The following is a 22,680-nucleotide window of genomic DNA, read 5'->3' as shown; positions in this document are numbered from 1 at the left end:
CGTCTTAGAGAAACAGCCCGCTAATCTCCGTATAGAATTGCATCTAAACATTCATTCTGCTTACGCCGGAAACTAGTTCATTCTACAAAAAGTTATGATGCAGTTAACGTATCCGTCCGAAGCTTGGAGAGGATCTCCTCCTTAAACTTCACAATCGCTTTATCGGTATCTATCGTATAACCGCACTCTAGACCGACATAGCCGTCAAAGCCGGTATCCTGAATCTTCTGCAAAATGTTAACGTAGTTCAGCTCGCCTGTACCAGGCTCCGTTCGTCCAGGATTGTCAGCAATATGAATATGATGAATGCGATCGATATAAGAGGTAGCATTGCGAATGACATTGCCTTCTGTAATCTGCTGATGGTAGACATCGAATACCATTTTCACATAAGGGCTGTCGACTTCATCGATAATGCTCGCTGCTTCATCAGAACGCTGCAAATAATGACCGTGATGGTCCACCAGTCCATTCAAGGGCTCCAGCTCAAGCACAACATTCGCTTCTTCCAGCATAGGCGTACACTGCTTCAGCGTCTCGACCATGGCCTGTCGCTGATGCTCGCGCGGAACTCCGTCTCTTTCATTGCCAGTCTGGCTTATGATGCTAGGGATATTCAATCTCTTGCAAGCTTCAATCGTCTCAGCAAGCCCGTTTAGGTAGAGCTCGCGCTGATCCGGATCCACAAGATTGAAATGCTTTGTGCACGTCCCAATGATTCCGACTCCGATGCGCTCCTGCTCCTTCGCAAACAGCTGCAAATCCCCAAGCTGCCACCAAGCATAGTATTCAAGCCCCTGCAGACCGTGCTCCTTAATCTTCTCCAAATGATAAATCGCGTCTTTGCCTGAATAGGCTCCAATACATAACGAGATCTTCATTGTGATCACTCTCCTCTAGTGACTCATTCCACTTGACACGTCTCACCAATTCGCACTACTTTTCCCGTCTGTGCAGATTCATTTGCAGCAATCGTCACTTCATGCGTCTTCCACGCATCGATATAATCGCTGCGTATGCGAGATGTATCCCCTGTCCGAATCGCATGAATAAAGGCTTCATCCTCTTGATAGGTTGGATCACTGCCATCTTTAAGTTCGCTTACACCGCTTGGGTGAATGACCTTAAGCCCATGGCCGCGTATTTCGAGCACCCCCTGATCGGTATAGAGGTCTAAGCCAACATGATGCGAGACGGGAAGCATGCAGGTATTAGAAATATTAGCGACTGCCCCATTCTCTAGCTTCAAGGTTACCGTTCCCACATCTGGGACGTCGCAGCCTTCAACTTGGTCGCGTTTCACCCGCTCCGCATAAGCGGCATACACCTCTGTGACTTCACCACATAAATACCGAACAAGATCAACGATATGCGTCGTCTGTTCCACAAACTGTCCACCCGATCCGTGCATCTTCCTCCACCAAGGAACCATTGGCATTCCGCCCATCCAATATCCCATTGCCATGCCGAGCTTAGAGGATGCCAGCCGAGCCTTTGCCTGCTCGACAGCGTCCATATACCGCCAATGATACCCAACTGAGGTAATCAGTCCTTGCTTCTTGACAGCTGCTGCGATGCTAGCAGGTGTGTCCAGTCCTATTCCGATTGGCTTCTCAACCATGAACGGGATACCTCGTTCCATAACCAGTTCCTCCGCGGAACCGTGCGCCATCGGGGGAACGCAGATGTATACGCCGTCTGGCTTCGCTGTGTCCAGCATCTCTTCGATGGTGGAATAAGCCGAGGCATGACTCCAATTCAGAGCCGCTTGCTCTGCGCGAGCAGCATCCAGATCGTAGAACGCAGTTACCGCTATCCCTTCCATGCGCGAAAGCGTATTCAAATGATGATGAGCAATGCCTCCTGCACCAATAAAGGCAAGTCGAATGGTCATTATAGATACCCTCCTTGACGAAACCCTTTTTCATTTTAGATGCGGCATCATGATGGTTGTACTTACACTTCTTCAAGCGTATTATCATTCCTCTATTTTCATTCATATTTTTGGAAAAGAATGATTATGGAGAAAGAGCAGCCTTAGCAAATAGTGAATCCAAAGGACGTTCAAGCAAATTAAAAAGGACCCCAATCACATGGAGTCCTTATCATAGGCCATAACCTTTACTTAGGAAAGCACAACACTTTCTTAAGTAAAAGACAAAGAAATCATATAAAAAAGAAGCCACCACTCCCCCACTATCTATGATTCGTTCATAAGCGCATGATCAACCAATGGTCGTACTTCTGTCGCCAACAGCTCAATAGCACGAGCAAGCTTCTTGAACGGGACACCGCCTACATCCATTTGAAGCATATATCGAGTGAGCCCAAACTCCCGATGCATGCGTACAATCTTCTCGGCTACCTGTTCTGGACTTCCGACCGCAAAAGCTGTATCCGGCGCAGCCAACGCATCAAACTGCTCCTTCGCAAGCGGCGTATAAGCAGCATCCGGACGCTTAAACTGCGCTTTATAATTAGCGTAGTAGGGATAGAACTCCGTTCGCGCCTGCTCCGCTGTATCAGCAATGTAGCCGTGACCTGTAAGGCCTGCTTTCAAGCGATCATCCGCGTGTCCCGCTTGTCGTCCTGCCTCTCGATAAGCCTCTACCAATGGCTTGTATTGGAGCGGGTCTCCTTTAAGAATGGCCAAGACAAGGCCTGTCCCGCATGTCCCCGCGAGCTCAGCGGTGGCTGTCGTCCCTCCTACCCCGATCCATAAAGGCAGCTCCTCTTGATCAGGTCGGGGGGCAATTTCGGAATGCTCAATAGCGGAACGATAATTGCCCTGCCACGTAACACGTTCCTTCTGGTTCAAGAGCTGAAGCAAGCGGATATGCTCTTCAAATACTTCTTGATGCTGCTCCAGCTTGTATCCGAACAAAGGAAAGGGCTCTAAGAAAGCCCCTCGGCTTGATATAATCTCAGCTCGTCCATCAGACAACAAGTCGAGTGTTGCAAAATCCTCAAACACACGCACTGGATCTGCTGTGCTAAGCACCGTTGTCGCGCTGGTTAATCGAATCTGTCTCGTGGCCTGTGCGATCGCGGCCAAGACAACGGGCGGCGAGGATACGGCAAAATCCAATCGATGATGCTCGCCAACCCCAAATACTTCGATCCCTGCATCATCCGCAAGCTTTGCAGCTTCTACGAGCTCCTTAAGGCGTTGTTTTGGAGTATTCCACTCTCCCGTATGCGGATCTTTTGCAAGATCTCCAAGCGTATAAATTCCGAATTGTATCGTATGCTTAGATGAGGCGCTGTTCGTTTGACTCATATGATGTATTCCCCCTTCTAGCGAAAGTTCTCCTTTTAGTATAGAAGCAAGTCCTTCGGCTGTCATATATGAACAGCATTATGTCTCAATCTGTGCACGCTTATGCTCTTAGCCTCAAAGAAGTAAAGGATGCTGCCGGCACCGTGTCGAATATAGATAAAGAATCGGAGGTGCACCATGATCTATATCGAAACGCCAAGGCTGCTGCTGCGCGGCTGGAGCGAGCATGACCTTGAGCCTTTTCGTCAGCTAAATGCAGATGAAACCGTGATGAGATACTTTCCAAAAACTCTGACCCATGAGGAAACAGACCAGTTCTATAACGTCATCCAAGCTGAGTTTAAGGAGTCCGGCTATGGCTTGTATGCAGTCGAAATCAAAGAAACCAAAGCCTTCATCGGGTTAATTGGCTTCCATAAAGCCGTATTCGAGGCTGATTTTACCCCTTGTGTCGAGATTGGCTGGAGGTTGAAAAAAGAAGCCTGGGGACAAGGGTATGCGCCTGAAGGTGCAGCTGCCTGCTTGCAATATGGTTTTCAGGAGCTCGGCTTCGATGAAATATACAGCTTCACCGCAGATATCAATAAGCCTTCACAACGAGTTATGGCGAAAGTCGGCATGCATTATGTGAAATCGTTCAATCATCCAAAAGTAGATACAGCGAGCCCGCTGTATCCACATGTTTTGTACCATGTCAAGAAAGAGTCAAGGACAGATCTAAATTGACCAGAATAACCGTCCCTATGAAGTGACCCCCAAACAGATGGAGGTGAATTTCACAATGTGGGGTGGTTTTCTTTTTCCCATGACTGAACCATAAGCATTATTCCTATAAAAATAAAACAGCTTGAGTTGGTTCCAGCCCCCAAGCTGCCACTTCTTGCTTATAGAGAGCATTCATTCTTTCTGCTTCTTCGGCTTCATGACCTGCTTCACCTGCTCCAGATAGGCATAGCCATGCTTTTGATCCGGCTCAAGATACGTTCCCTCCGCCCATTCATTCCACGCATTAATAAACGTAAACTCGTTGCCCATCTGATCCGCCTTCTGCACCAATTGACGCAAATAATGGCCGAACTTCTCCGGTGATGCCCCGCGAAAGACAAACGCATCCTTTCCACGCCTTGCTGTATTGTCCCAATCGACAAAGCCGCCGAGGAATGTCTTTTTCTCCGTAGGGGCAAACGTTCTTTCAATCATTCGAGTCCACACCGCATCATAGTTGACCAGCGTCAGCTCCCGTGTGCGCTCTTCTGATAACTTAACAGAATGATACACCTGGTGAAAGGCATTCAAGGGAACATCATGAACCGTTGTATACATCGGTTCGAACTGAAGTCTTGCGTCAAAGATGTCATGTGAAGCAAGCGGAAATCCTCCCATTGTCTCAATGAAATAGATTCCATCAAGCCCGCTGCGCCTTGCCAGCTTGTGCCAGTATTCAAGCATCTCCATGCAATCTTCAATAAGCTCCGCACGATAAATAATAAAGATCGGCTTATTCTCTACTCGAATATATCGAGGATCGCGGAATACATCCAGCAAATAATAAAAGTGCTCCTTCCATTCTTTCCGATCTCCATACTCCTGATGAATCAGCACCTGATCATTGCGCCCATCCCAGTTGCGCGTCCATGGCTCATTAGCCCAAGACAAGCAAAATGGAAAGTCTGGCTTGCCTGAAGATAGCATATCATGCAGTGGTGTTTCCAACAGAAGCTTCCCTTTGAACCAATAATGATAATAGCAAAAGCCATAAACCCCATATGCTGATGCAAGTTCAGCCTGCCATTCCCTCACTTGTGCATGGCGAAGGTTATAGTAGTTGAACTGATAGGGTTCTCGCGGCTGATAATGTCCTTCATATAGAGGCCGTGCCTTTCTCGTGTTCGTCCATTCCGTAAAGCCTGTTCCCCACCACTCATCATTTTCCGGAATGCGATGGAATTGAGGCAAGTAAAATGCAATGAGTTTGGTCGCAACCCCGGTAGATAAGGCGAGACTGTTATTCTTCGATGACAGGGAGCGCGGCTCCGTTTGAATGGATTCATCAGCGTTGACGAGGCCAGCTGAGACCGATGACAGCCATTCAGGATGCTCCGCGTTCGTGGGAAGCGGTTGTTGGAATGGGGCCGATGAAAGAGGGCTACTGCCTGCAGCTGCGGATGGCAAAGGCGGCTCGATGAGCGGCGTCTTTGAAATAGAATTTTGAGATACGGCTAATGCTGTTGCAGACGCTGCTTGATGCTCATGTTGTATGCCAATCGGCAGCCCATGTAGCGGCATATGCATGCTTGGAATGCGCCTAGCAGCATGAAGCCGATGATTTCGCCTTTTGTTCCGTCTTCGCGAGCTTGCAGCCCGCCTCTTTTTCCGAGAAAGAGTATCGCCTCTCCGCACTCGACGTTTACTTCTTCGGGCGCTAGAACGAACCTTACGGCGTTTGCGAACGGCGACCACAGTCATCCCCCTCCTCATCGTATGGTCTATGGTTATGTTATTCAGTTTTAGCGCGAAGGAACAGGCAGGCTGCATAATTCCGCTAGTGTGGATATGAGACTTTTTACTGAGCTTTTCTTCATCTGTATCTCTGTATGATCGATAGCATAGAAGCAGCTTGCTTCAGGGTGTATAAGGGATTATTTTCCTCAACCACTCCCTCAACGTTGTTGAATGCTGTATAATTTCAGCAAGTTGTGTCGAATCATCTATTTGTCATTCGTCTATCTAGGAGGGATTGTCGTGCAGCGATGGTTGGGCAAATCGTTGAAGCGCAAGCTGTCTGTCATACTGCTAGGGTCTATTCTGTTCCCACTCCTCTCATTAGGCTACGTGCTGTACAATGTTGCGGCTTTAGAAGCTGAGGAGAAGACCAAGCAAGCGAGCACTAGCATTCTTGAGCAGATTCAAACGAATCTGGAATTCATTCTTCAAGATGCAGAAGATATGTCCATTTTTCTCATCGGGCAGGAGGACATTCAGCGTTATTTGGCGAAGCCGCAGGCAGACAGCTCTTTGCAGATTAAGATCATGGGCTTCCTATCCAATCTCGTTTATTCGAAAAAGTACATTTCCAACATCTCCATCTATCCGAACAATGGCAATCACGCTTTATCCAACACCACGATTTTCACCAATGGACTCATTACTTCATCAGAGAACAAGTTAGAACAGGATCAGCAGCATAAGCGCTGGACCTCCTTGTATACCAACATTACGACGAATGGGGAGGAGCGGGTGCTCTCCTTGCTTCGACCCATTGGCAGCATGACCACCTACAAATCCAAAGGAACCCTTTCCATTAGCATCAATGAGCGTGTGCTTGCTCAATTTATGACACCATCCCGCATCGCTTCCCAAGGCTATGTTCTTATGCTGGATGATCAAGGAACGATTATCTCTGGAGGCAAGCGAGATATGCTGATGGAGCCCGTATCAGAGGCACTCCCGCTTCTCCCCGAGATGAAGGACGATCAGGGATTCATTAATACGGGGCAAGGCAGCGACAAATTAACAATCGTATATAAGCGCATTCCTGAAGTGGACTGGACTTTGCTGGCTGTCATTCCATATGAGCAGTTCCATGCACAGAGCCGATATGTGCTCACCTTAACAGCAGTCGCGGTAGGACTCGCAATGATGATCATGGCAGGTTTTATTTTGTTTCTTGTCCAACATGTCACGAAGCCGCTGCATACTTTGGCTCAGTCCTTGAAGGATTTTCAGCCTGAGGATCAAGTCGTTACGCTGCCGGTCCATTCTTCCGATGAAGTAGGCATGTTGATCCACAGCTACAATAGGCTGTATGAACGGATTCAGCGCCTCATGAACGAAGTGCAGCGCAATGAAGGACTAAAGAAAGAGGCGGATATGCTGGCCTTGCAGGCTCAAATGAATCCCCACTTTCTGTACAACACCCTTGCCAGCATTCACTGGCTGGCACTGATGAACAAGGATACTCGCATCGCAGACATGGTCGGCTCCTTGAGCGACTTTCTCCGCTTTAGTCTCAACAAAGGCAGCGAGTACTGCACGATCAAGCAGGAGATTGAACATGCAAAGCACTACGGCTTTATTCAAAAGCTGCGATACCCGAATCAATTTGAGCTGGAATTCCGTGTTCCGCTAGCACTTGAACAGCATATGATGGTAAAGCTGCTCGTCCAGCCGCTCATCGAAAATGCCATCATTCATGGCATCATGAAAAAGCAGGAGCCTGGCTACATCTCCGTAACCGTCGAAGCGCTCGACGATCAGTATATTCAGTTTATTGTAGAGGATTCAGGACTTGGCATACCAAACGAGCGGTTGCAGCTGATCCGTGCAGAACTGGCAGAGCCGATGGAACAGGATTCGCCTACAGAGCGAAAGGAAAGCTACGGGCTTCGCAATGTGCATCAACGGCTCCGGCTGCACTACGGTACAGGCACAGGACTTACGATCGAGAGCACCGAAGGGCATGGCACTCAGGTATCCTTCATAATTCCGTACAAGGAGGAAGCACAATGAAACTACTTATTGTCGATGATGAAATGATCATACGCACGGGTATTCAACAAGTTATCGATTGGCAGGCACTTGGAATTAAAGCGCTGATGCCCGCGGCATCCGCTGAAGAAGCCCTTGAGCGAATTCCTGTCGAGCAGCCGAATATCGTCCTGACGGATATTCGAATGACGGGCATGAGCGGACTTGAGCTTGCTTCGATTCTTCATCGTCAATACCCATCTATGGAGATTGTCATCTTATCGGGATACGACGATTTCGGCTATGTCCAGCAAGCGCTGCGAGAAGGTGTCAGCGATTATTTGCTGAAAACGAGCCGTCCGGAAGAAATCATTAAGACGATGCTGAAAGCCAAGCAGCGAATTGCAGATCACCTCGCGGAGCAAAAAAGAGGGAGTTTAAGTGATCATGCATTACGCACGCAGTTGCTTGAACAGCTCATTAAGGAAGGGGTAAAAGAGGCCCATCTGCTAACACAGTCAGTGCAGCAGTTCAAACTTGATGAGCCTTCCTCTTACGATCAACTGATGATTATTCATGCCACTGGCTGGGAGGACCCTGCCTTGCTGTTGTTTGCGATACATAATGTGATCGGAGAGACGCTACCCTGCCACATTCTCGTAGGCAACGATCATATTCTGGTTGTGCTGCGTTCTCCTACAGAGATGGATCAGCAGGGTTATCTGAGACAGGTGCTAGAACGGATGGAGAGGATGCTGAAATGTACCATCTTTGCCGCACTTGGGACAAAGGTCCCCCATTATTCAAGCTGGCCTGACTCTTATAAATCAGCCATGCAGGCTTTTGAATACCGGACCATAGCAGGAGACAGAGGGCTGCTCAACTATAGCGACATTATCGTCCGAAAAGGAGGTAGAACCGTATGCTCAATGGAGGAGGAAGCAGAGCTTGCTGCTATTCTTGTCAAGGGCAACCGCGCAGAACTGCATGTATGGATCAATCAGAAGATCACATCCCAGCTTCAGGATGAGCAGGTTACACCCGAATCGATACAGGCTTATATGCATTCCATTATGATCTCAGGGTATCGCTTCATTGAGCGTGTATGCGGTTCGAATGCTCATTCTATGACGGCTCCTCCGCCAATCCGCAAGCATAAGCAAGGCATTCACCTCTCACCCGAGCAAGCCTTGTACGATGCCTGCTGTCATCTCATGGACAGCTATCGGCAGCAATCGTCTGAGCATCGTGGCAATTCTTATGTGGAACAGGCCATTATATATATTCGCAATCATTTGCATACAGGCATTACGCTCCAGCAGGTCGCACGCGAGGTCCATCTGAACCCGAACCATTTTAGCGAAGTATTCAAGCGAGAAACAGGCCAGAATTACATCGACTTCATTACCCGTGAACGGATAGAGAGAGCCTCTGAGCTTCTTAAAGCCTCAGAGATGAAGATCAGTCAGGTCGCCCGTGCTGTAGGCTATGAGGATATCAAATATTTCAGTCAGTTATTTAAAAAACTTAAGGGAAAGACACCAACTGAATATCGCAGTCTGCAATCATCAAACTGAAAATTGTCTACCCTTCATCTGAATGATGTCCCCTTTTGGGTGCACCATTGCCAATCTATACTGAAGGGGAACAAAGATATTAGGAGGGGTTATGAAGATGTCTAGAAAATGGATTCAAGCGCTCGTCTTTGTGCTCATATTGACGACTGTCCTCACAGGCTGCGGCGGAGGAAGTAACGCTTCCACAGATAACAAAGACAACAGTTCCAACTCAGCCGAACAGCCAGCAGAAAAGGTAAAGCTGACCTTGTGGCATAACTTCACTGGTGAAGATCTTCGAGCGAAAGCCATGCGCGGTGTCATCGACCAGTTCCAAAAGGATCATGAAAACATCCAGCTTGAGATCCAAGCTATTCCACCAGATGGCTACCGTCAGCGCCTTAAAACCGTAGCTGCCGCAAACGAACTGCCGGATGTATTTATTATGCATCCTGGTACAGTAGCGAAGGAATTCTCCTCTGCTGGCGTGATTCAGCCTATCGATGATCTGCTGAACAAGAACCCGGACTGGAAGGACGGATATCTGCCTAACTCCTTTGATGATTTCACCTTTGAAGGCAAGATTTACAGCGCACCAATGAGTTTATCACCAACATCGATCCTGTATTACAACAAGAAGATTTTATCCGACAACGGATTGTCCGTTCCAACAACTTGGGATGAGCTGCTCCAAGCGGTAAAAGTACTTAATGAGAAGAACATCATTCCGATTGCACTTGGCAATAAAGCGCCGTGGCTTGCGCAATCAAGCATCTTGAGCTCACTCGCAGACCGTGTAACGGGTACAGAGTGGTTTAACAAAGCCGTCGAACAGGATGGCGCGAAGTTTACAGATCCGGAATTCGTGGAAGCGCTGTCTTATATGCAGCAGCTTGCTCTTGCCGGCGCATTTCAAGATGGCTTTAACGCGATTGATACGACGCAAATGGAACAATTATACGCTCAAGGCAAGGCTGCTATGATGATTGAGGGCGGTTGGGCGGTAACGAACCTTGTAGCGTCCGCTTCTGAAGAGATTCTTGCCAATACTGGTGTGGCCGTGCTCCCGTCGATTCCAAATGGCAAAGGCGATCCAAACTCTTTATCAGGCGCAATCGGTGTGGGACCTGCCATGAGCAGCAAAGTTGAAGGCGCTACTAAAGAAGCGGCTGAGAAATTAGTATTGGCGCTTGCTGGACCTGAAGCGCAGAAGATCACACTTGAAGCTAATCAGCTTATCAGCTTTAAGGCTGAGCTTGACAAGAGCAAAGTGAATCCATTGTTCGCTGATCTTTATGAGCTTGTCAATAAAGTCAGCCGTACGCCTGTTTATGATGCAAGACTTACCTCTCAAGCTACAGAAGCCGTGAACAATGGCCTGCAAGAACTGCTGTTAGGCGCTAAGCCAGAGGATATTGCGAAGAAGATTCAAGACGCACAAGAGCAAGGATTGAAAGAATAGACATTCTTATGTTGAAAGGGAACCTTAATTATGACAACAGCTGCTCGCACTAGGGCATTTATCATCGCAGGCCTGCTTCCTGCCCTTATCCTGTATCTCCTGTTTGTTGTCGTCCCTGTATTTTGGTCATCGTATTATGGTTTCTTCAGCTGGAAAGGGATCGGCGAGATGAAGTTTATTGGACTCGACAATTATGCAGAGGTCATAAAGGATGAGATTTTTTGGAAATCCTTTGTCAACAATCTGTATATTGTAGCCTACTCCGTCTTTGGCCAGGTGCCCATCGCCCTGCTGTTAGCCATCGTGCTCGTCCGCAATTCTTGGTTTCAACGCTTTGTGCGCGCATCCATCTTTATGCCAATGGTGCTCTCGTCTGTCGTAATCGGACTGATCTGGGGATATATTTATCATCCCCAGATCGGGATTCTGAACTTCCTATTGGACACCTTAGGGCTGTCCTCGTGGAAGCTAGGCTGGCTGTCCGACCCTAAAGTCGCGATGCTCTCCATCGGTCCACCGATCATCTGGAGCAACATCGGTCCTTATCTGATCTTATTCATTGCAGCACTTCAGAACATTCCAAGCGAGATGAACGATGCTGCACAAATGGATGGCGCTACTGGCTTGCTTAAGCTGTTCAAGATTACCCTGCCGATGATCTGGGGAACGATCAAGGTCGCCATCATCCTATGTATATCTGGAAGCTTAAAGGCCTTTGACCTCATCTTCGTAATGACGCGAGGCGGTCCTGCCAATTCTACGGAGCTGCTTGCAACTTATATGTATAACAACACCTTTAATATCTTCCGATACGGATACGGTAGTGCCGTATCTACTTCGATCGTCATTCTTAGTCTGATCTTAATTGCTGGCAGTCAATTTTTGATGAATCGCAATAAAAATGTCGTTTAGGCAAGAGGAGGAGCACCAATGCATACCCAACCAAATCCCATATCCTCCTCCGCTCGCGGAGGGAGCATCGTCATCAGAAAGGCAGGAAGCGGTGTTACGCGGCTGCTGCTTACCATCTATGCGCTGCTGACGCTGTATCCCCTCTTCTGGCTATTCGTAAGCGCCTTTAAGGATAACCAAGAGTTCTTTTCTCGGCCGTTTGGGCTTCCTTCTACTTGGCACTTCGACAACTTTAGCCGAGCCTGGAAGGTTGCAGGAATGGACATCGCGCTCATGAACTCCGTAATCGTAACGTTCATTTCCTTGATTCTTACAGTGCTGATTGGATCACTGGCAGCCTTTATCCTCTCACGCTTTCAATTTCGGCTAAAAGGGGCGATCATGGGAATCTTCTTGATCGGAATGCTCATCCCTGTGCACAGCACGCTCGTGCCACTGTTTATTATGATGAAGGAGATGGCGCTGCTCGATACGTATCCTGCATTGATTCTGCCTTATATCGCCTTTGAGCTGCCAATCGCCATCTTTATCATTTCTGCGTATATGTCAACATTCCCAAAGGAATTGGAGGAGGCCGCCACTGTAGACGGTTCTGGATACTGGAGCATATTCTTCCGAATCATGCTTCCGTTATCGCTGCCGGCAATCTCAACAGTAGCTGTGCTTGGTTTCCTTCGCTTCTGGAACGACTTTGCCTTTCCGCTCGTGCTGATCAATAAGCCGTCGCTTAAGACATTGCCGCTCAGCTTATCCATCTTTGCAGATGGCTACGGCACTGATTACAGTCTTACGCTTGCTGCCTTAGCGATATCGGTCATTCCGACCATAATCATTTATCTGATCTTCCAGGAACAGATCATGAAAGGAATGCTTGCCGGTTCGGTCAAAGGGTAACGTTATAAGTGTGGGTAATGAGTCTATAAGACTATCATAATCACAGGCCTTTCATCATATGTGCAGGTAAGAAGCAGCGGTTTATGCTTCTTACCTTTTTCACGTTTGATAGGTGTTATTTTTTAGTCATTTGTTTGGTAGGATGGATAGATTTTGAACATATGAAGTTGTATAGTAAGGATTAGTATGAATAACGAAAGTTGGTTATATTTATAGTAATCATAATAACCATGAATACAGGAGGCGTACATAAGATGTCTAAGGCAACATTTGAATCCTTGTTAGAAAAATACGCAGAGCTGATCGTGAAAGTTGGGGTCAACGTCCAGCCAGATCAAGAGGTCGTTATTGGCGCTTCCATCGAGGTAGCACCGCTTGCTCGTCTCGTGGCAAGCAAGGCTTATGAAGCAGGAGCAAGCAATGTTCATGTAGACTGGTCCGATGATGCACTCGCACGCATGAAGTACGAAAAAGCAGCAGACGAAGTGTTTGAGAACTATCCAGAGTGGGAGAAGCTAAAGCGTGATTCTCAAGTTGAGAAGCGTGCTGCCTTTATCGCAATCGTCTCTCAGAATCCGGATAACCTGAAAGGCATTGATCCTAAGCGAATCGCCACATTCCAGAAGGCTGCGGGCAAGGCGCTTGAAAACTATCGTCAGCATGTGCAATCCGATAAAGTAAGCTGGACAGTCGTGGCTGCTGCTTCCCAAGACTGGGCGAAAAAAGTGTTCCCTGACGCAACAGCAGATGAAGCGGTTGAGAAGCTGTGGGAAGCGATCTTCAACAGCGTTCGTCTCCAGGCGGAAGACCCGATTCAAGCTTGGACCGAGCACAACGCTAATCTTCACAAGAAGGTGGATGTGCTTAACCACTATCATTTCGAGAAGCTTCACTACACGGCACCAGGAACAGACCTTACCATTGCTCTACCTAAAAAGCATTTGTGGGTAGGCGCAGGCAGCACCAATGAGAAGGAAGTTCCATTCATGGCGAATATGCCGACGGAAGAGGTATTCACGGTTCCTCAGCGTGATGGCGTAGACGGCTATGTATCCAGCACGAAGCCTTTGAGCTACGGCGGCAACCTAATCAACAACTTCAAGCTGACATTTGAAAATGGCCGCATCGTAAAAGCGGAAGCGGAAGAGGGCTTGGAAGTGCTCGAGCACCTCATCGATAGCGATGAAGGCTCTCACTACTTGGGTGAAGTGGCATTGGTTCCGCACCAATCCCCAATCTCCGAGTCCAACATTCTATTCTACAACACTCTCTTTGATGAAAATGCTTCGAACCACTTGGCAATCGGAAGCGGCTATGCGTTCAATGTCGAGGGCGGCAAGAAGATGACGCGTGATGAACTTGCTGAGAATGGCGTGAACAGCAGCATTACGCACGTAGACTTCATGATCGGCTCGTCAGAAATGAACATCGACGGCATCCAAGCGGACGGTACAGTCGTACCTGTATTCCGCAACGGAAACTGGGCGATCTAAGCCCTATAGATAGTAAAAGGGACTTTGCTTAATCGGCAGAGTCCCTTTTTCTCTTATTTCATTGTCCGGTATGGCATACTGCTTGCATGATATGAGAAACGCGATACGCTTTACAGGATGATAACTCGTTTACCCTTCCATCGCCTCATCTTGCTCAACGGCTCGCATGCCCGCTTCCAGCTTCAATACCTGGATCATTTTGCGATAGGCGATTGCAAGGCGTTCCTTCTCCTCCGGGCTAAAGCTTGTAAACAGGATCTCGGACAGCTTGCAATGCTTATTCAGCATTCGCTGAACGATCGACTCCCCTTGCGCTGTAATCATGACCCGAATATTGCGTCTGTCTTCATGCATGACTTGGCGTTCAACATATCCCTTCGTCTCGAGCTTATTGGTCAGATTCGTGATCGCAGGAAGGGATACGCCTAGCAATGCCGCCAATTCTGATGAAGTCTTTGGTCCAGATTCCTCAATGGTTTGTAAAATGAAATACTGAGAAGCAGACACTTCATTATCAATAATTTTAGCAAAGGCGATCACATATTCTGTCATATGATCGCTAATTAACTTGGCAAGTTCTTTATCTATATCCATTTCGGCCATCTTCTATAGAACCTCTTTTCTCAGAATCTCTGAATTTCAAACTGGTTTTTCATTATACCATATGTTGACACAGCCTTCGATTACAATTCCGTTATGCTTGGATGCCTTTTCACCTAATCGCTGTAGAGAGCCAATTTGCATACATGAAAAAAGATAGCTCTCTTTCAAGCTATCTTCAAGCAAGAACATTCCTATTCTTGTTGTATCATGCAGAGATACTGCGGCTTAGCACTTATCCTTTTGAATTCAGTTTAACAGCCACTTGCTTGCCGCTTACTTGAATCCCTGTTTCCTTTACGCCAGCCTCTTTCAAATCATTTATCAGCTCTTGGAGCAGCTTCTTCGCTTTATCGCCTTCTTTACTATTCGAAAGTCGAATGACAAGCTGAACAGCGTCTCCAGCACGCAGGATTTTTTCACATTGATGCTTTTTCGTATCATAATCATGATCTTCAATGTGCGGTGTAAGACGGATCTCCTTCACCTTTGCTGCTCGTTCTCGCTTCTTGGCGCTTGCTTTTTCCTCTTTGGCCTGACCTTTTCCCACTAACTTGCATGGCGGCGGGCTTTGGTAAAGAGAGGTGCAGACCAAATCCACCTTTAGCTTCTTGGCCATAGCTAGCGCCTCCTGCGTTGAGACAATGCCTAAATCCTCTCCATCTATACCTGTAAGCTGAACTTCAGAGGCTTTGATTTTCTCATTGACTATCATTGTGAATATCACCCTTCATTCGATATAATGGAACCATCTTAATGAATTCATGTTGTCGGTAATCGACATGAGCTTGTACGCAATGCCATCACTCTTTTTTATTATACCAAAGGAGACGATAAAACCATGGCCTACTATGCCGCAATTCTAGATATGATCGATGAATCCAAAAATCAAACCTATCGCCCTCATCACTTGGAGTACTTGGACAAGCTGAAGGAACAAGGAAAGGTATACTTAAAGGGACCTTTCAAAGACGGCTCAGGCGGCATGGTTATCTACATTGCAGACTCCTTCGAGGAAGCCGAGCAGCTAGCGAAGAGCGATCCATATGTGGTAGAAGGCGTTCGCAGCTTGAATCTTCGCGAATGGGGCATTTAATATCTATCTGGTGTAGAAAAAAGCGGGTACCTCGAGGCGCATGGCACTCAAGGTATCCGCTTGTTTATTGTTCCTTATAAATGACGCAAATACTGTTCAGGCTGATTCAAAAAATCCCTCATCAGATTGACATGCTCAAGATCATCATAGGCTACTTTTTCGATAGGAAGCGCATCAAAGTTATAGATGTCTGCCCCTGGGAACGCCATTAGAATAGGCGAGTGCGTGACGATAATGAACTGGCTTCCCTCCGCCACCATGTCTTTAAGCATCGAGATAAAGGACAGCTGCTTCATCGGTGACAAGGGAGTCTCAGGCTCGTCTAATAAATACAAGCCGCCGGGAACAAACCGTGATTGGAACAGCTTCAGAAAACTCTCGCCATGCGATCTTGCATCCAAATCCTTGCCATAGTAGCGGTCCATCTCGGAAATAGAGTTCAAGTATGCCATTCGCGCTTGATTCTGTGCAAAGATCGACCGATCTTTATACTCTTCCTCGATCTCGGCTAGTCGCTCAACCATCTCTTGACGGGTCTTGGACATTTGCCTTGCAAAGTTCAGAAAGTCCTCTGAGCGCAGGAAGAACCCTTTCTTCGTCTTTACTGACCATGAGCATCTTATCGTCCTGCCAAGTGCCCGAGCAGGCTGAAGGCTTGGATCGTCATCCACCGCGATTGCCCCGACTGTGACGGAACCGATCGCAGCAGCAATCGCCTCGAGAATCGTTGACTTCCCTGATCCGTTATCACCTACAAATAGGGTGACTGGAGCTTCAAACGACAGCTGGTCCATCGCCTGAACCATTGGGAGGCTAAAGGGATAGTCCTGCAGCAGATCTTGCCGGAATGAAGTAAATTGTACGGACTTTAGAATCATGCGTCTCCCTCTCCCCTTCTGTTTGGCGAGCATAATTGAATGGTATCTTAGAAGAGAGCCTCATGTTCAGCAAGCCTCGTCTGTCTACTTTTAAAAAAAAACGGTATAGCCGTTCGAATGAGAGAAATTGAGCTTCTCTGCTAGCCTCATTGAAGATACGTTCGAGACATCGCATTCCCAACGAGGGATTAATCCTTCACGAGCACAGTGCTGAATAAAAGCAGCAGCTGCAAATCGCCCAAGACCAAGGCCACGATAATCTGGATGCGTGGCAATATCAATCTCAACATAGGGAGAACCAAGACATATCGCCGTGCATTCGCTCACAATCTTGCCCCCGAAAGTAACGGCATAGCCAAAGCCTTTTCGCATAAACTGCTGAACCGAGCCCCAATTCTCTTTATAGTAGGACTCTGTGAAGGTTGAACTGGCAGCTATCGTTCCCATCGTAATCCGCTGAAGCCCAAAGCCCGCTTCTACATAAGCGGGTGGAAATGCATACAAATGTCCTTTCAGTTCATAGGACATGCGGGAACTGCGTTCTCCTTCATTGCCCATAATTCGTGCTAGGCTTTCTTCCCATTCATAAGCCGTAGCAAATAACGCAAATCGCTTCTGGCTGTCCTTGTACTGATAATCATAAAGATTACGCAGCCATTCTTCTACGTGCTTGTCCGAGGCATCACCTAACACGGCATATAATCCACTGCCTGTACCAATCACCGCTGTCGTTGGGTGCCCTTCATCATTTACCCAGATCGACCCTTCAATATTCGAGCTTAATACGGCATAAACAAAAGACGGTACATAGGTCACAGATGTCAGCAACGGCTGTAGGAGGTGCTGAAGCGGCTTGGCGTCCAGAACAATCATGCTGATTCCCCTTTTATCTTAAATATATGGTAAAACTATTGACAACAGATATTATACTGGATTTTGCTAGCTAGAACCACTTCTACCCCTTCAAATTCCGAAAGTTTAGTAGAAAATAAGCGAAAAATGTCGAAAAAAGAGTCTATGAGCTGATCATTAAGTAATTTCCATCCAGATCCTTAATGACAAACCAATGCCCATTTTCAATCTCGGTTACCGTTTCAATTCCTAGTTGGGTGACGAAAGAGTAGGAGGCTTCAATATGATCCGTATGCAGCATGACAGACGGAGCATCATATCTAGGCAGCCCCTGCTCGCCTTCTTGGCTCCACTTCGGCATCGTATCTAGAATCAGCAAAGCTCCCTTTGTCGGTATCGGACACAAGTGCCCATTCAAGATCTCGCATGGCGTTGTAATACCAAGCAAGCTGCAGTACCAGTCTCTGGCAGCCTCAATTTGACGAACAGGGATAAACACACTGGATACACGACCCTGAATCGGACTTGTTGTCAACATCATCACTCCTCCTCTTCGTATCAATATCTTCACGTTCAACATAACATTATTGGTTTATTTTGTAAATGAACATGATGTGAAGGCTGGCTGAAAAAGAGCAAAAAACCTCCACCCATTCTATCGACTTCTAAGAAGCTTCATAGATGGTATGGAGGCTAGCGCACTCTTATTTATAACGCTTTATAAATTCTACGGCCTTGCGAATATCAACCTCTGGTGACTGACCCACCTCGCGCTCAATCGTCAAGTAGCCCTTGTAGCCAATATCCACTAGCGCCTGGAAATACTTATCGAAGTCCACGTCTCCTTCGCCAAGCGGAAGCTCAACGAATGGACCGGAGGTTGCCATTTCTGCAATCTTCTCATGCGTCATGGGCTCATAGCCAAGCATGCCATACACGTCGCGAGGATCGACCTCACGAAGGCGTCTGCCATCCTTCACATGAGTATGAACAATGTAATCCTTCAAGGTATATACGCCTTGAACCGGATCGTCTCCCGTAACCATAACCATATTCGCAGGGTCAAAGTTAACCGCTACGCCATGACCTGTCAGCGTATCAAGGAACGATTTCAAATGCGCAGAAGGCTCCGGACCTGTCTCGATCGCAAAGTGTCCGCCCATGCTGTTCGCATATTGGCTCAGCTCTTCGCAAGCCGTTTGCATCGCGGTATAGATCTCATTCTCCTCATGCGGCACAATCCCAATATGCGTTGTAACGATATTGGTGCCAAGATCAAAGGCAAGATCCATGACACGCTTCGACTTCTCGATAATCTCAGGGTTCGCTTTGCTGTCTTGGAACCCATGACCGCCAAAGTCCCCAACAAGAGCAGAGATTTGCAGACCCAAGTCATCAATGTATGTCTTCAATTCTTTACGAGCTTCAGCGCTAAGATTTTCAGGAGCCATCTCGCCCTTTACTGCATAAATCTGTACGCCATCTGCCCCAACTTCCTTCGCCTTCACCAACGCTTCACGCACAGGTACACGGAAGCTGTCCGTAATGACGCCAATGGAGTTCGTTAGTTTAACCATCGTCCAATATCTCTCCTTTCAACAATCCAAGTTTCTATTCATCTACACGGATTCCTTCAGAATCCTATTCGAATACCACTTCACGTCCTGTACGGCTGGACTCATAAATTCCGCACAGAATCTTCATCATCTCTACTCCGTCTTCCACTGGGCAGCGTGTTTCGGACTTGCCTAAGCTCGCGTCTACGAAGCCGAATACTTCATTGCGGAATGCAGCATTGAAGTCGAAGGATGAGAAGTCAATTTTCGGTGTCATGTTCAAAATCGTGTTGTGCTTCTCACTGAAGATTTCAAGCTTCGGCTCAAGCTCAGCGCCACCCTTGTCCCCATACAGCTTCACGCTCGTTTCATCCTGCTTCGCATGCACAGAGAAGCTCACGTCAAGCGCCAAGGATGCACCGTTCTCAAAGCGAATCAATGCATTCGCCAAATCTTCGACCGTATTGACTTCTGCATTATAATCTGCAGCTTTATAGAAGCTGTAGTTCTCAATATTTTTACGGTTGCCAAGACGGTTGTATGCATTACCCGTTACAGACTTCACCTTTGGCTTGCCCATGAGGTACCAGAGCACGTCGATAACATGAACGCCAAGGTCGATTACAGGACCGCCGCCGGAACGCTCAACGTCACTGAACCATCCGCCTGGGTTACCCAATACGCGAAGACAGGTTGCTTTTGCATAATAGATCTCTCCAAGATCGCCTGCATCGATAAATTTCTTCAATACAGAGGTGTTCATCGCAAAGCGGCGAACATAGCCGACTTGAAGCACTTTGTCTGAATTGCGCACAGCTTCTTGTACTGCAAGTGCTTCTTCTACGGTCTTACACAATGGCTTCTCCACCAACACGTGCTTGCCAGCATTGATAGCCGCAATGCTAATCGGAGCATGGGAGTTATTCCATGTACAGATGCTGACTGCATCAATGTCAGGGTTGGCAAGCAGCTCGTTATAGTCCGTATAGACAAGCTTCGCACCGTATTTGTCTGCTTTCTCGCGAGCGCGCTCCTCATTCAAGTCACACACAGCTACGATTTCTGCCTGTTCATTTTTAGCATAACCTTCAAAGTGCATCTCAGAGATAGACCCTGCACCGATAATCCCTACTCTTAACTTGCTCATGTTAGTTCCTCCTTAAGGTTCGGTTAGAAGATATGTTCACGTTATTGAACTGCTTACTAACTTCTATGCGATAACATAAATCCCTCTCATAGCAGCTTGCATCTTCATCACATTTCATAACACTACACGGGACAATCTTAATTCTAATATTAAGCTTCTTCCCACAGACGGCGTGATGTTGCGAGTGCAGCACGAGTACCTGTCAGGCAATCTTCCATACCTTCGAACTCGATGGAAATGTAGCCGTCATAGCCGGATTTCTTTACATGCTTCACAATGTCCTTCAGCGGCAAGTCGCCATGTCCTACAATAGCTCCGCGGACATATTGGCCATGCAAGGATTGGAACCAGCCCTCGCCCATGTTGCTGTCAGCCGGACGAACATAGAAGTCCTTCAAATGCACAATCGATGCAAGCGGCAAGTTCTGCTGCACCGCGTAAAGGGAAGGCTCATCCACGCAGATGAAGTTGCCCACATCAAGCGTTGTCTTGAAGTTTGGACGATCCACTGCAAGCACGAGACGACGCACGCGTTCGCTATTTTGCAGATAGAAGCCATGATTCTCCACGCTCGTTGTAATGCCGTAAGGCTTCGCATAATCAGCGATGCGCTGGCATGCCTCCACGAGCTGCGGAAGATCCTGCTCAAAGTAAGCGGTGCCTGTCTCGGCATGAGGACGCGATGCCACATCATGGCGCATCAGCTTAACGCCCAATTGGTTCGCAACATCCACATGAGCTTGTACGCGCTTAATTTCGTTCTCAAATGCTACTTCATCCAAGCCAGCAAAGTTGGCTCCGATACAGTAGTTGGAGATCTCAAGATCCAGTTCTTTTGCTTTATTCACAATGCTATCAATCAATGCTGGCGTTTCGATCAGGTCATATCCCAGAGGCACGATCTCAACATGGTCTGCTCCCTGCTCCTTCATCCATTCCATTGCTTGAAGCACATCCATTTTCCCATTTTCCATTGCACCATACAAACAGTACGTGCTGATTCCCAGCTTCATTTCATCCACTCCAATCTTGAAGTCTTTCATGCTCGCATCTCAACGGATGGCATGAAATTCAAGGGTATGTGATTCCTATACGTCTTCCTATTATAATAGGAAAACGGTTACATCCATTGTAAAATGGTTCAAAGAAATTGCACTTTCTTACACAAATCCATTTTGAGTTATTGTTCATCAGCTAATTGCCGATCTTTTATCTTTAAACGACAATGGTGTAACACAAATGAAGGAATTCTCCTCATTCTACCGTCTGACCAATAAAGAGCAAACGAGGTCATGCTAGTCCTTATCCTTATTTCTACCATAAGAAGCGAGAACAGCTTGTCCATTCTCTATGAAAAGGTGTGGCCTGTCCCTATATGACCAATGCAACCTCTATCAATGATCATTAGAATCAATAAGTTAAAGCGGAATGCAGAATTGTCCTGCCCTTATGATGACAAATCAAGCACGATTAACCTAAGTCAGATCCATTAAAATTTGAGCGGTGTTTACATCCTCAAAAGGAGATACTCCATAATCTCTATACATACGCTACAATAGAGCTAATATGACGATTTGAGGCGTTACTCTTCATCAATTCGTTATCAGCTATTCAAAACGGACAGGACAGAAGCTACTGAGGAAGCAATAGCATTCTCCTTTGCTTAAGTAATTCAGCCTTTAAAGCTGTAATCTCGAAAATGCGATAACTACAGCGATTCTAAGGATCTTCTCGCCCTGCGGCGGATTTCTCAAGCTGATTTATAGGCTCTGTGTTAGGATTAGCAAATTTCATTATTGGAGGCGAATCCATGAATCGAGGATTAAAGACGGTGCTGTTCCTTTTAGGTGCCTGGATTCTCACCCGTCTAATTCCCTTTTCCTTTTTCTTTCGAAATGTAGATACACTCATCCATGAGTTCGGCCACGCGCTGATGACGCTGGTGTTATCAGGGGATGTGCAGTTCATCTACTTGTTTGCCGACCATAGCGGTGTTACCCAATCGTTGGCTCAATATAAATGGCAGTTCATTCTTATTTCCTTAGCGGGGTACATCTTCTCGTCTGTGGTTGCGATGCTGCTATTTCTTCTATATTCCCGATTCCAGCAAAAAATCGGCCTCATTCTGCTAACGGTGGTAGCCATCATCAGCCTGCTCTTCTTTATTCGAAATATGTATGGCGTGCTTTGGACGCTCGGCTTCATCGCTATTAACATCTGTGTCTACTTGCTCCCTTGGGAGAGAGTGAAGGAATTCTACTACCTGCTGCTCGCATTTATCTGTCTTGTCGATTCGGTCGTAAGCACCATGATTCTCGTCACGCTATCGATTCAACAGCCATCCGCTGCTGGCGACGCAGCAAATCTTGCTCATGTCACAGGAGTGCCTGCCCTTATATGGTCGATCCTATTCCTTCTCATCGCCTTCGGCTGCGCCAAAGTATCGATGGATTTATTCTTGCGGTCAAGAAGACGGCAACCGACCGT

21 protein-coding genes (1 of these 21 only partly in view) are annotated in these 22,680 nt (G+C 47.2%); 9 read left to right on the top strand and 12 right to left on the bottom strand.

From position 1 onward, the window contains the following. Positions 1-92: 92 nt before the first annotated feature. The 3 genes from I2H74_RS19570 to I2H74_RS19560 form a co-directional block, all read right to left on the bottom strand. A complete protein-coding gene (locus I2H74_RS19570) occupies positions 93-881 on the bottom strand; it encodes a TIM barrel protein (RefSeq protein WP_195575921.1) in 789 nt (262 codons plus the stop codon). A gap of 23 nt (positions 882-904) precedes the next feature. Continuing rightward, the gene (locus tag I2H74_RS19565) at positions 905-1,894 is read right to left on the bottom strand and encodes a Gfo/Idh/MocA family protein (protein ID WP_195575920.1); all 990 of its coding nucleotides are present in this window, start codon (positions 1,892-1,894) and stop codon (positions 905-907) included. 306 nt (positions 1,895-2,200) lie between these two features. Further along, the gene (locus tag I2H74_RS19560; protein ID WP_195575919.1) at positions 2,201-3,280 is read right to left on the bottom strand and encodes an LLM class flavin-dependent oxidoreductase; all 1,080 of its coding nucleotides are present in this window, start codon (positions 3,278-3,280) and stop codon (positions 2,201-2,203) included. A gap of 177 nt (positions 3,281-3,457) precedes the next feature. Between I2H74_RS19560 and I2H74_RS19550 the strand changes: the two genes are divergently transcribed. Beyond that, entirely contained in the window at positions 3,458-4,006 is a 549-nt protein-coding gene (locus tag I2H74_RS19550; protein WP_195575917.1) for a GNAT family N-acetyltransferase, read from the top strand. A 171-nt stretch (positions 4,007-4,177) separates the two neighbouring features. On the opposite strand, the gene I2H74_RS19545 is transcribed toward I2H74_RS19550, so the two are convergent. After that, positions 4,178-5,302: a glycoside hydrolase family 99-like domain-containing protein gene (locus I2H74_RS19545; protein WP_229106872.1), complete on the bottom strand. Its 1,125-nt coding sequence runs from the start codon at positions 5,300-5,302 to the stop codon at positions 4,178-4,180. A 720-nt stretch (positions 5,303-6,022) separates the two neighbouring features. Between I2H74_RS19545 and I2H74_RS19540 the strand changes: the two genes are divergently transcribed. The 6 genes from I2H74_RS19540 (at position 6,023) to I2H74_RS19515 (ending at position 14,064) form a co-directional block, all read left to right on the top strand. Continuing rightward, positions 6,023-7,789 carry a cache domain-containing sensor histidine kinase gene (locus tag I2H74_RS19540; RefSeq protein WP_195575916.1) on the top strand — a complete coding sequence of 589 codons (1,767 nt, stop codon included), beginning with the start codon at positions 6,023-6,025 and terminating at the stop codon, positions 7,787-7,789. Then, positions 7,786-9,324 carry a response regulator gene (locus I2H74_RS19535; RefSeq protein WP_195575915.1) on the top strand — a complete coding sequence of 513 codons (1,539 nt, stop codon included), beginning with the start codon at positions 7,786-7,788 and terminating at the stop codon, positions 9,322-9,324. The genes I2H74_RS19540 and I2H74_RS19535 overlap by 4 nt, the downstream gene beginning before the upstream one ends. Positions 9,325-9,421: 97 nt before the next feature. Continuing rightward, positions 9,422-10,765, top strand: coding sequence for an extracellular solute-binding protein (locus tag I2H74_RS19530; RefSeq protein ID WP_195575914.1), 1,344 nt, complete (start codon positions 9,422-9,424; stop codon positions 10,763-10,765). A 30-nt stretch (positions 10,766-10,795) separates the two neighbouring features. Further along, entirely contained in the window at positions 10,796-11,677 is an 882-nt protein-coding gene (locus tag I2H74_RS19525) for a carbohydrate ABC transporter permease (protein WP_195575913.1), read from the top strand. A gap of 18 nt (positions 11,678-11,695) precedes the next feature. After that, complete coding sequence (locus I2H74_RS19520; RefSeq protein WP_195575912.1) at positions 11,696-12,571, top strand: carbohydrate ABC transporter permease; 876 nt, start codon at positions 11,696-11,698, stop codon at positions 12,569-12,571. Positions 12,572-12,825: 254 nt separating this feature from the next. Then, complete coding sequence (locus I2H74_RS19515) at positions 12,826-14,064, top strand: aminopeptidase (protein WP_195575911.1); 1,239 nt, start codon at positions 12,826-12,828, stop codon at positions 14,062-14,064. Positions 14,065-14,193: 129 nt separating this feature from the next. Here I2H74_RS19515 and I2H74_RS19510 read toward each other — a convergent pair whose 3' ends face one another. Both I2H74_RS19510 and infC read right to left on the bottom strand, forming a co-directional pair. Then, entirely contained in the window at positions 14,194-14,667 is a 474-nt protein-coding gene (locus I2H74_RS19510) for a MarR family transcriptional regulator (RefSeq protein WP_195575910.1), read from the bottom strand. A 232-nt stretch (positions 14,668-14,899) separates the two neighbouring features. Further along, the gene (gene infC / locus I2H74_RS19505) at positions 14,900-15,379 is read right to left on the bottom strand and encodes a translation initiation factor IF-3 (protein WP_195575909.1); all 480 of its coding nucleotides are present in this window, start codon (positions 15,377-15,379) and stop codon (positions 14,900-14,902) included. Between the two features lie 126 nt (positions 15,380-15,505). Between infC and I2H74_RS19500 the strand changes: the two genes are divergently transcribed. Beyond that, positions 15,506-15,760, top strand: coding sequence for a YciI family protein (locus I2H74_RS19500; RefSeq protein WP_195575908.1), 255 nt, complete (start codon positions 15,506-15,508; stop codon positions 15,758-15,760). A gap of 74 nt (positions 15,761-15,834) precedes the next feature. Here I2H74_RS19500 and I2H74_RS19495 read toward each other — a convergent pair whose 3' ends face one another. The 6 genes from I2H74_RS19495 to I2H74_RS19470 all read right to left on the bottom strand — a co-directional run bounded on the left by I2H74_RS19495 (position 15,835) and on the right by I2H74_RS19470 (position 21,206). After that, the gene (locus tag I2H74_RS19495; protein ID WP_195575907.1) at positions 15,835-16,638 is read right to left on the bottom strand and encodes an AAA family ATPase; all 804 of its coding nucleotides are present in this window, start codon (positions 16,636-16,638) and stop codon (positions 15,835-15,837) included. A gap of 90 nt (positions 16,639-16,728) precedes the next feature. After that, positions 16,729-17,511, bottom strand: a complete 783-nt coding sequence (locus tag I2H74_RS19490; protein ID WP_195575906.1) for a GNAT family N-acetyltransferase — start codon at positions 17,509-17,511, stop codon at positions 16,729-16,731. A 142-nt stretch (positions 17,512-17,653) separates the two neighbouring features. Next, complete coding sequence (locus I2H74_RS19485; RefSeq protein ID WP_195575905.1) at positions 17,654-18,031, bottom strand: VOC family protein; 378 nt, start codon at positions 18,029-18,031, stop codon at positions 17,654-17,656. 163 nt (positions 18,032-18,194) lie between these two features. Continuing rightward, the gene (locus tag I2H74_RS19480) at positions 18,195-19,067 is read right to left on the bottom strand and encodes a sugar phosphate isomerase/epimerase family protein (RefSeq protein ID WP_195575904.1); all 873 of its coding nucleotides are present in this window, start codon (positions 19,065-19,067) and stop codon (positions 18,195-18,197) included. A gap of 64 nt (positions 19,068-19,131) precedes the next feature. Continuing rightward, positions 19,132-20,193, bottom strand: a complete 1,062-nt coding sequence (locus tag I2H74_RS19475; RefSeq protein ID WP_195575903.1) for a Gfo/Idh/MocA family protein — start codon at positions 20,191-20,193, stop codon at positions 19,132-19,134. Between the two features lie 149 nt (positions 20,194-20,342). Continuing rightward, positions 20,343-21,206 (bottom strand): sugar phosphate isomerase/epimerase family protein, encoded by an 864-nt coding sequence (locus tag I2H74_RS19470; RefSeq protein ID WP_195575954.1) that lies wholly within the window; start codon positions 21,204-21,206, stop codon positions 20,343-20,345. A gap of 797 nt (positions 21,207-22,003) precedes the next feature. Between I2H74_RS19470 and I2H74_RS19465 the strand changes: the two genes are divergently transcribed. Further along, positions 22,004-22,680: the 5' portion of a M50 family metallopeptidase gene (locus I2H74_RS19465; protein WP_195575902.1), read on the top strand. It continues 76 nt past the right edge of the window; 677 of the gene's 753 nt are visible here — the first part of the coding sequence; it begins with the start codon at positions 22,004-22,006; its stop codon lies beyond the right edge, outside the window.

Origin of the sequence: Paenibacillus sp. 1001270B_150601_E10, from assembly GCF_015558675.1 — a bacterium.
Classification (GTDB): domain Bacteria; phylum Bacillota; class Bacilli; order Paenibacillales; family Paenibacillaceae; genus Paenibacillus_B.
Note: the sequence above shows the minus strand (reverse complement) of the source record. Positions and strands in the feature narration are given on the sequence as shown.

What these genes read in the sequence shown, in the direction of transcription:
- I2H74_RS19560 (WP_195575919.1), bottom strand. Translation starts at nt 3,280, where the DNA reads ATGAGTCAAACGAACAGCGCCTCATCTAAGCATACGATACAATTCGGA.
- I2H74_RS19470 (WP_195575954.1), bottom strand. Translation starts at nt 21,206, where the DNA reads ATGAAGCTGGGAATCAGCACGTACTGTTTGTATGGTGCAATGGAAAAT.
- I2H74_RS19570 (WP_195575921.1), bottom strand. Translation starts at nt 881, where the DNA reads ATGAAGATCTCGTTATGTATTGGAGCCTATTCAGGCAAAGACGCGATT.
- I2H74_RS19490 (WP_195575906.1), bottom strand. Translation starts at nt 17,511, where the DNA reads ATGATTGTTCTGGACGCCAAGCCGCTTCAGCACCTCCTACAGCCGTTG.
- I2H74_RS19515 (WP_195575911.1), top strand. Translation starts at nt 12,826, where the DNA reads ATGTCTAAGGCAACATTTGAATCCTTGTTAGAAAAATACGCAGAGCTG.
- I2H74_RS19525 (WP_195575913.1), top strand. Translation starts at nt 10,796, where the DNA reads ATGACAACAGCTGCTCGCACTAGGGCATTTATCATCGCAGGCCTGCTT.
- I2H74_RS19485 (WP_195575905.1), bottom strand. Translation starts at nt 18,031, where the DNA reads ATGATGTTGACAACAAGTCCGATTCAGGGTCGTGTATCCAGTGTGTTT.
- I2H74_RS19510 (WP_195575910.1), bottom strand. Translation starts at nt 14,667, where the DNA reads ATGGCCGAAATGGATATAGATAAAGAACTTGCCAAGTTAATTAGCGAT.
- I2H74_RS19520 (WP_195575912.1), top strand. Translation starts at nt 11,696, where the DNA reads ATGCATACCCAACCAAATCCCATATCCTCCTCCGCTCGCGGAGGGAGC.
- I2H74_RS19475 (WP_195575903.1), bottom strand. Translation starts at nt 20,193, where the DNA reads ATGAGCAAGTTAAGAGTAGGGATTATCGGTGCAGGGTCTATCTCTGAG.
- I2H74_RS19500 (WP_195575908.1), top strand. Translation starts at nt 15,506, where the DNA reads ATGGCCTACTATGCCGCAATTCTAGATATGATCGATGAATCCAAAAAT.
- infC (WP_195575909.1), bottom strand. Translation starts at nt 15,379, where the DNA reads ATGATAGTCAATGAGAAAATCAAAGCCTCTGAAGTTCAGCTTACAGGT.
- I2H74_RS19550 (WP_195575917.1), top strand. Translation starts at nt 3,458, where the DNA reads ATGATCTATATCGAAACGCCAAGGCTGCTGCTGCGCGGCTGGAGCGAG.
- I2H74_RS19535 (WP_195575915.1), top strand. Translation starts at nt 7,786, where the DNA reads ATGAAACTACTTATTGTCGATGATGAAATGATCATACGCACGGGTATT.
- I2H74_RS19480 (WP_195575904.1), bottom strand. Translation starts at nt 19,067, where the DNA reads ATGGTTAAACTAACGAACTCCATTGGCGTCATTACGGACAGCTTCCGT.
- I2H74_RS19565 (WP_195575920.1), bottom strand. Translation starts at nt 1,894, where the DNA reads ATGACCATTCGACTTGCCTTTATTGGTGCAGGAGGCATTGCTCATCAT.
- I2H74_RS19495 (WP_195575907.1), bottom strand. Translation starts at nt 16,638, where the DNA reads ATGATTCTAAAGTCCGTACAATTTACTTCATTCCGGCAAGATCTGCTG.
- I2H74_RS19530 (WP_195575914.1), top strand. Translation starts at nt 9,422, where the DNA reads ATGTCTAGAAAATGGATTCAAGCGCTCGTCTTTGTGCTCATATTGACG.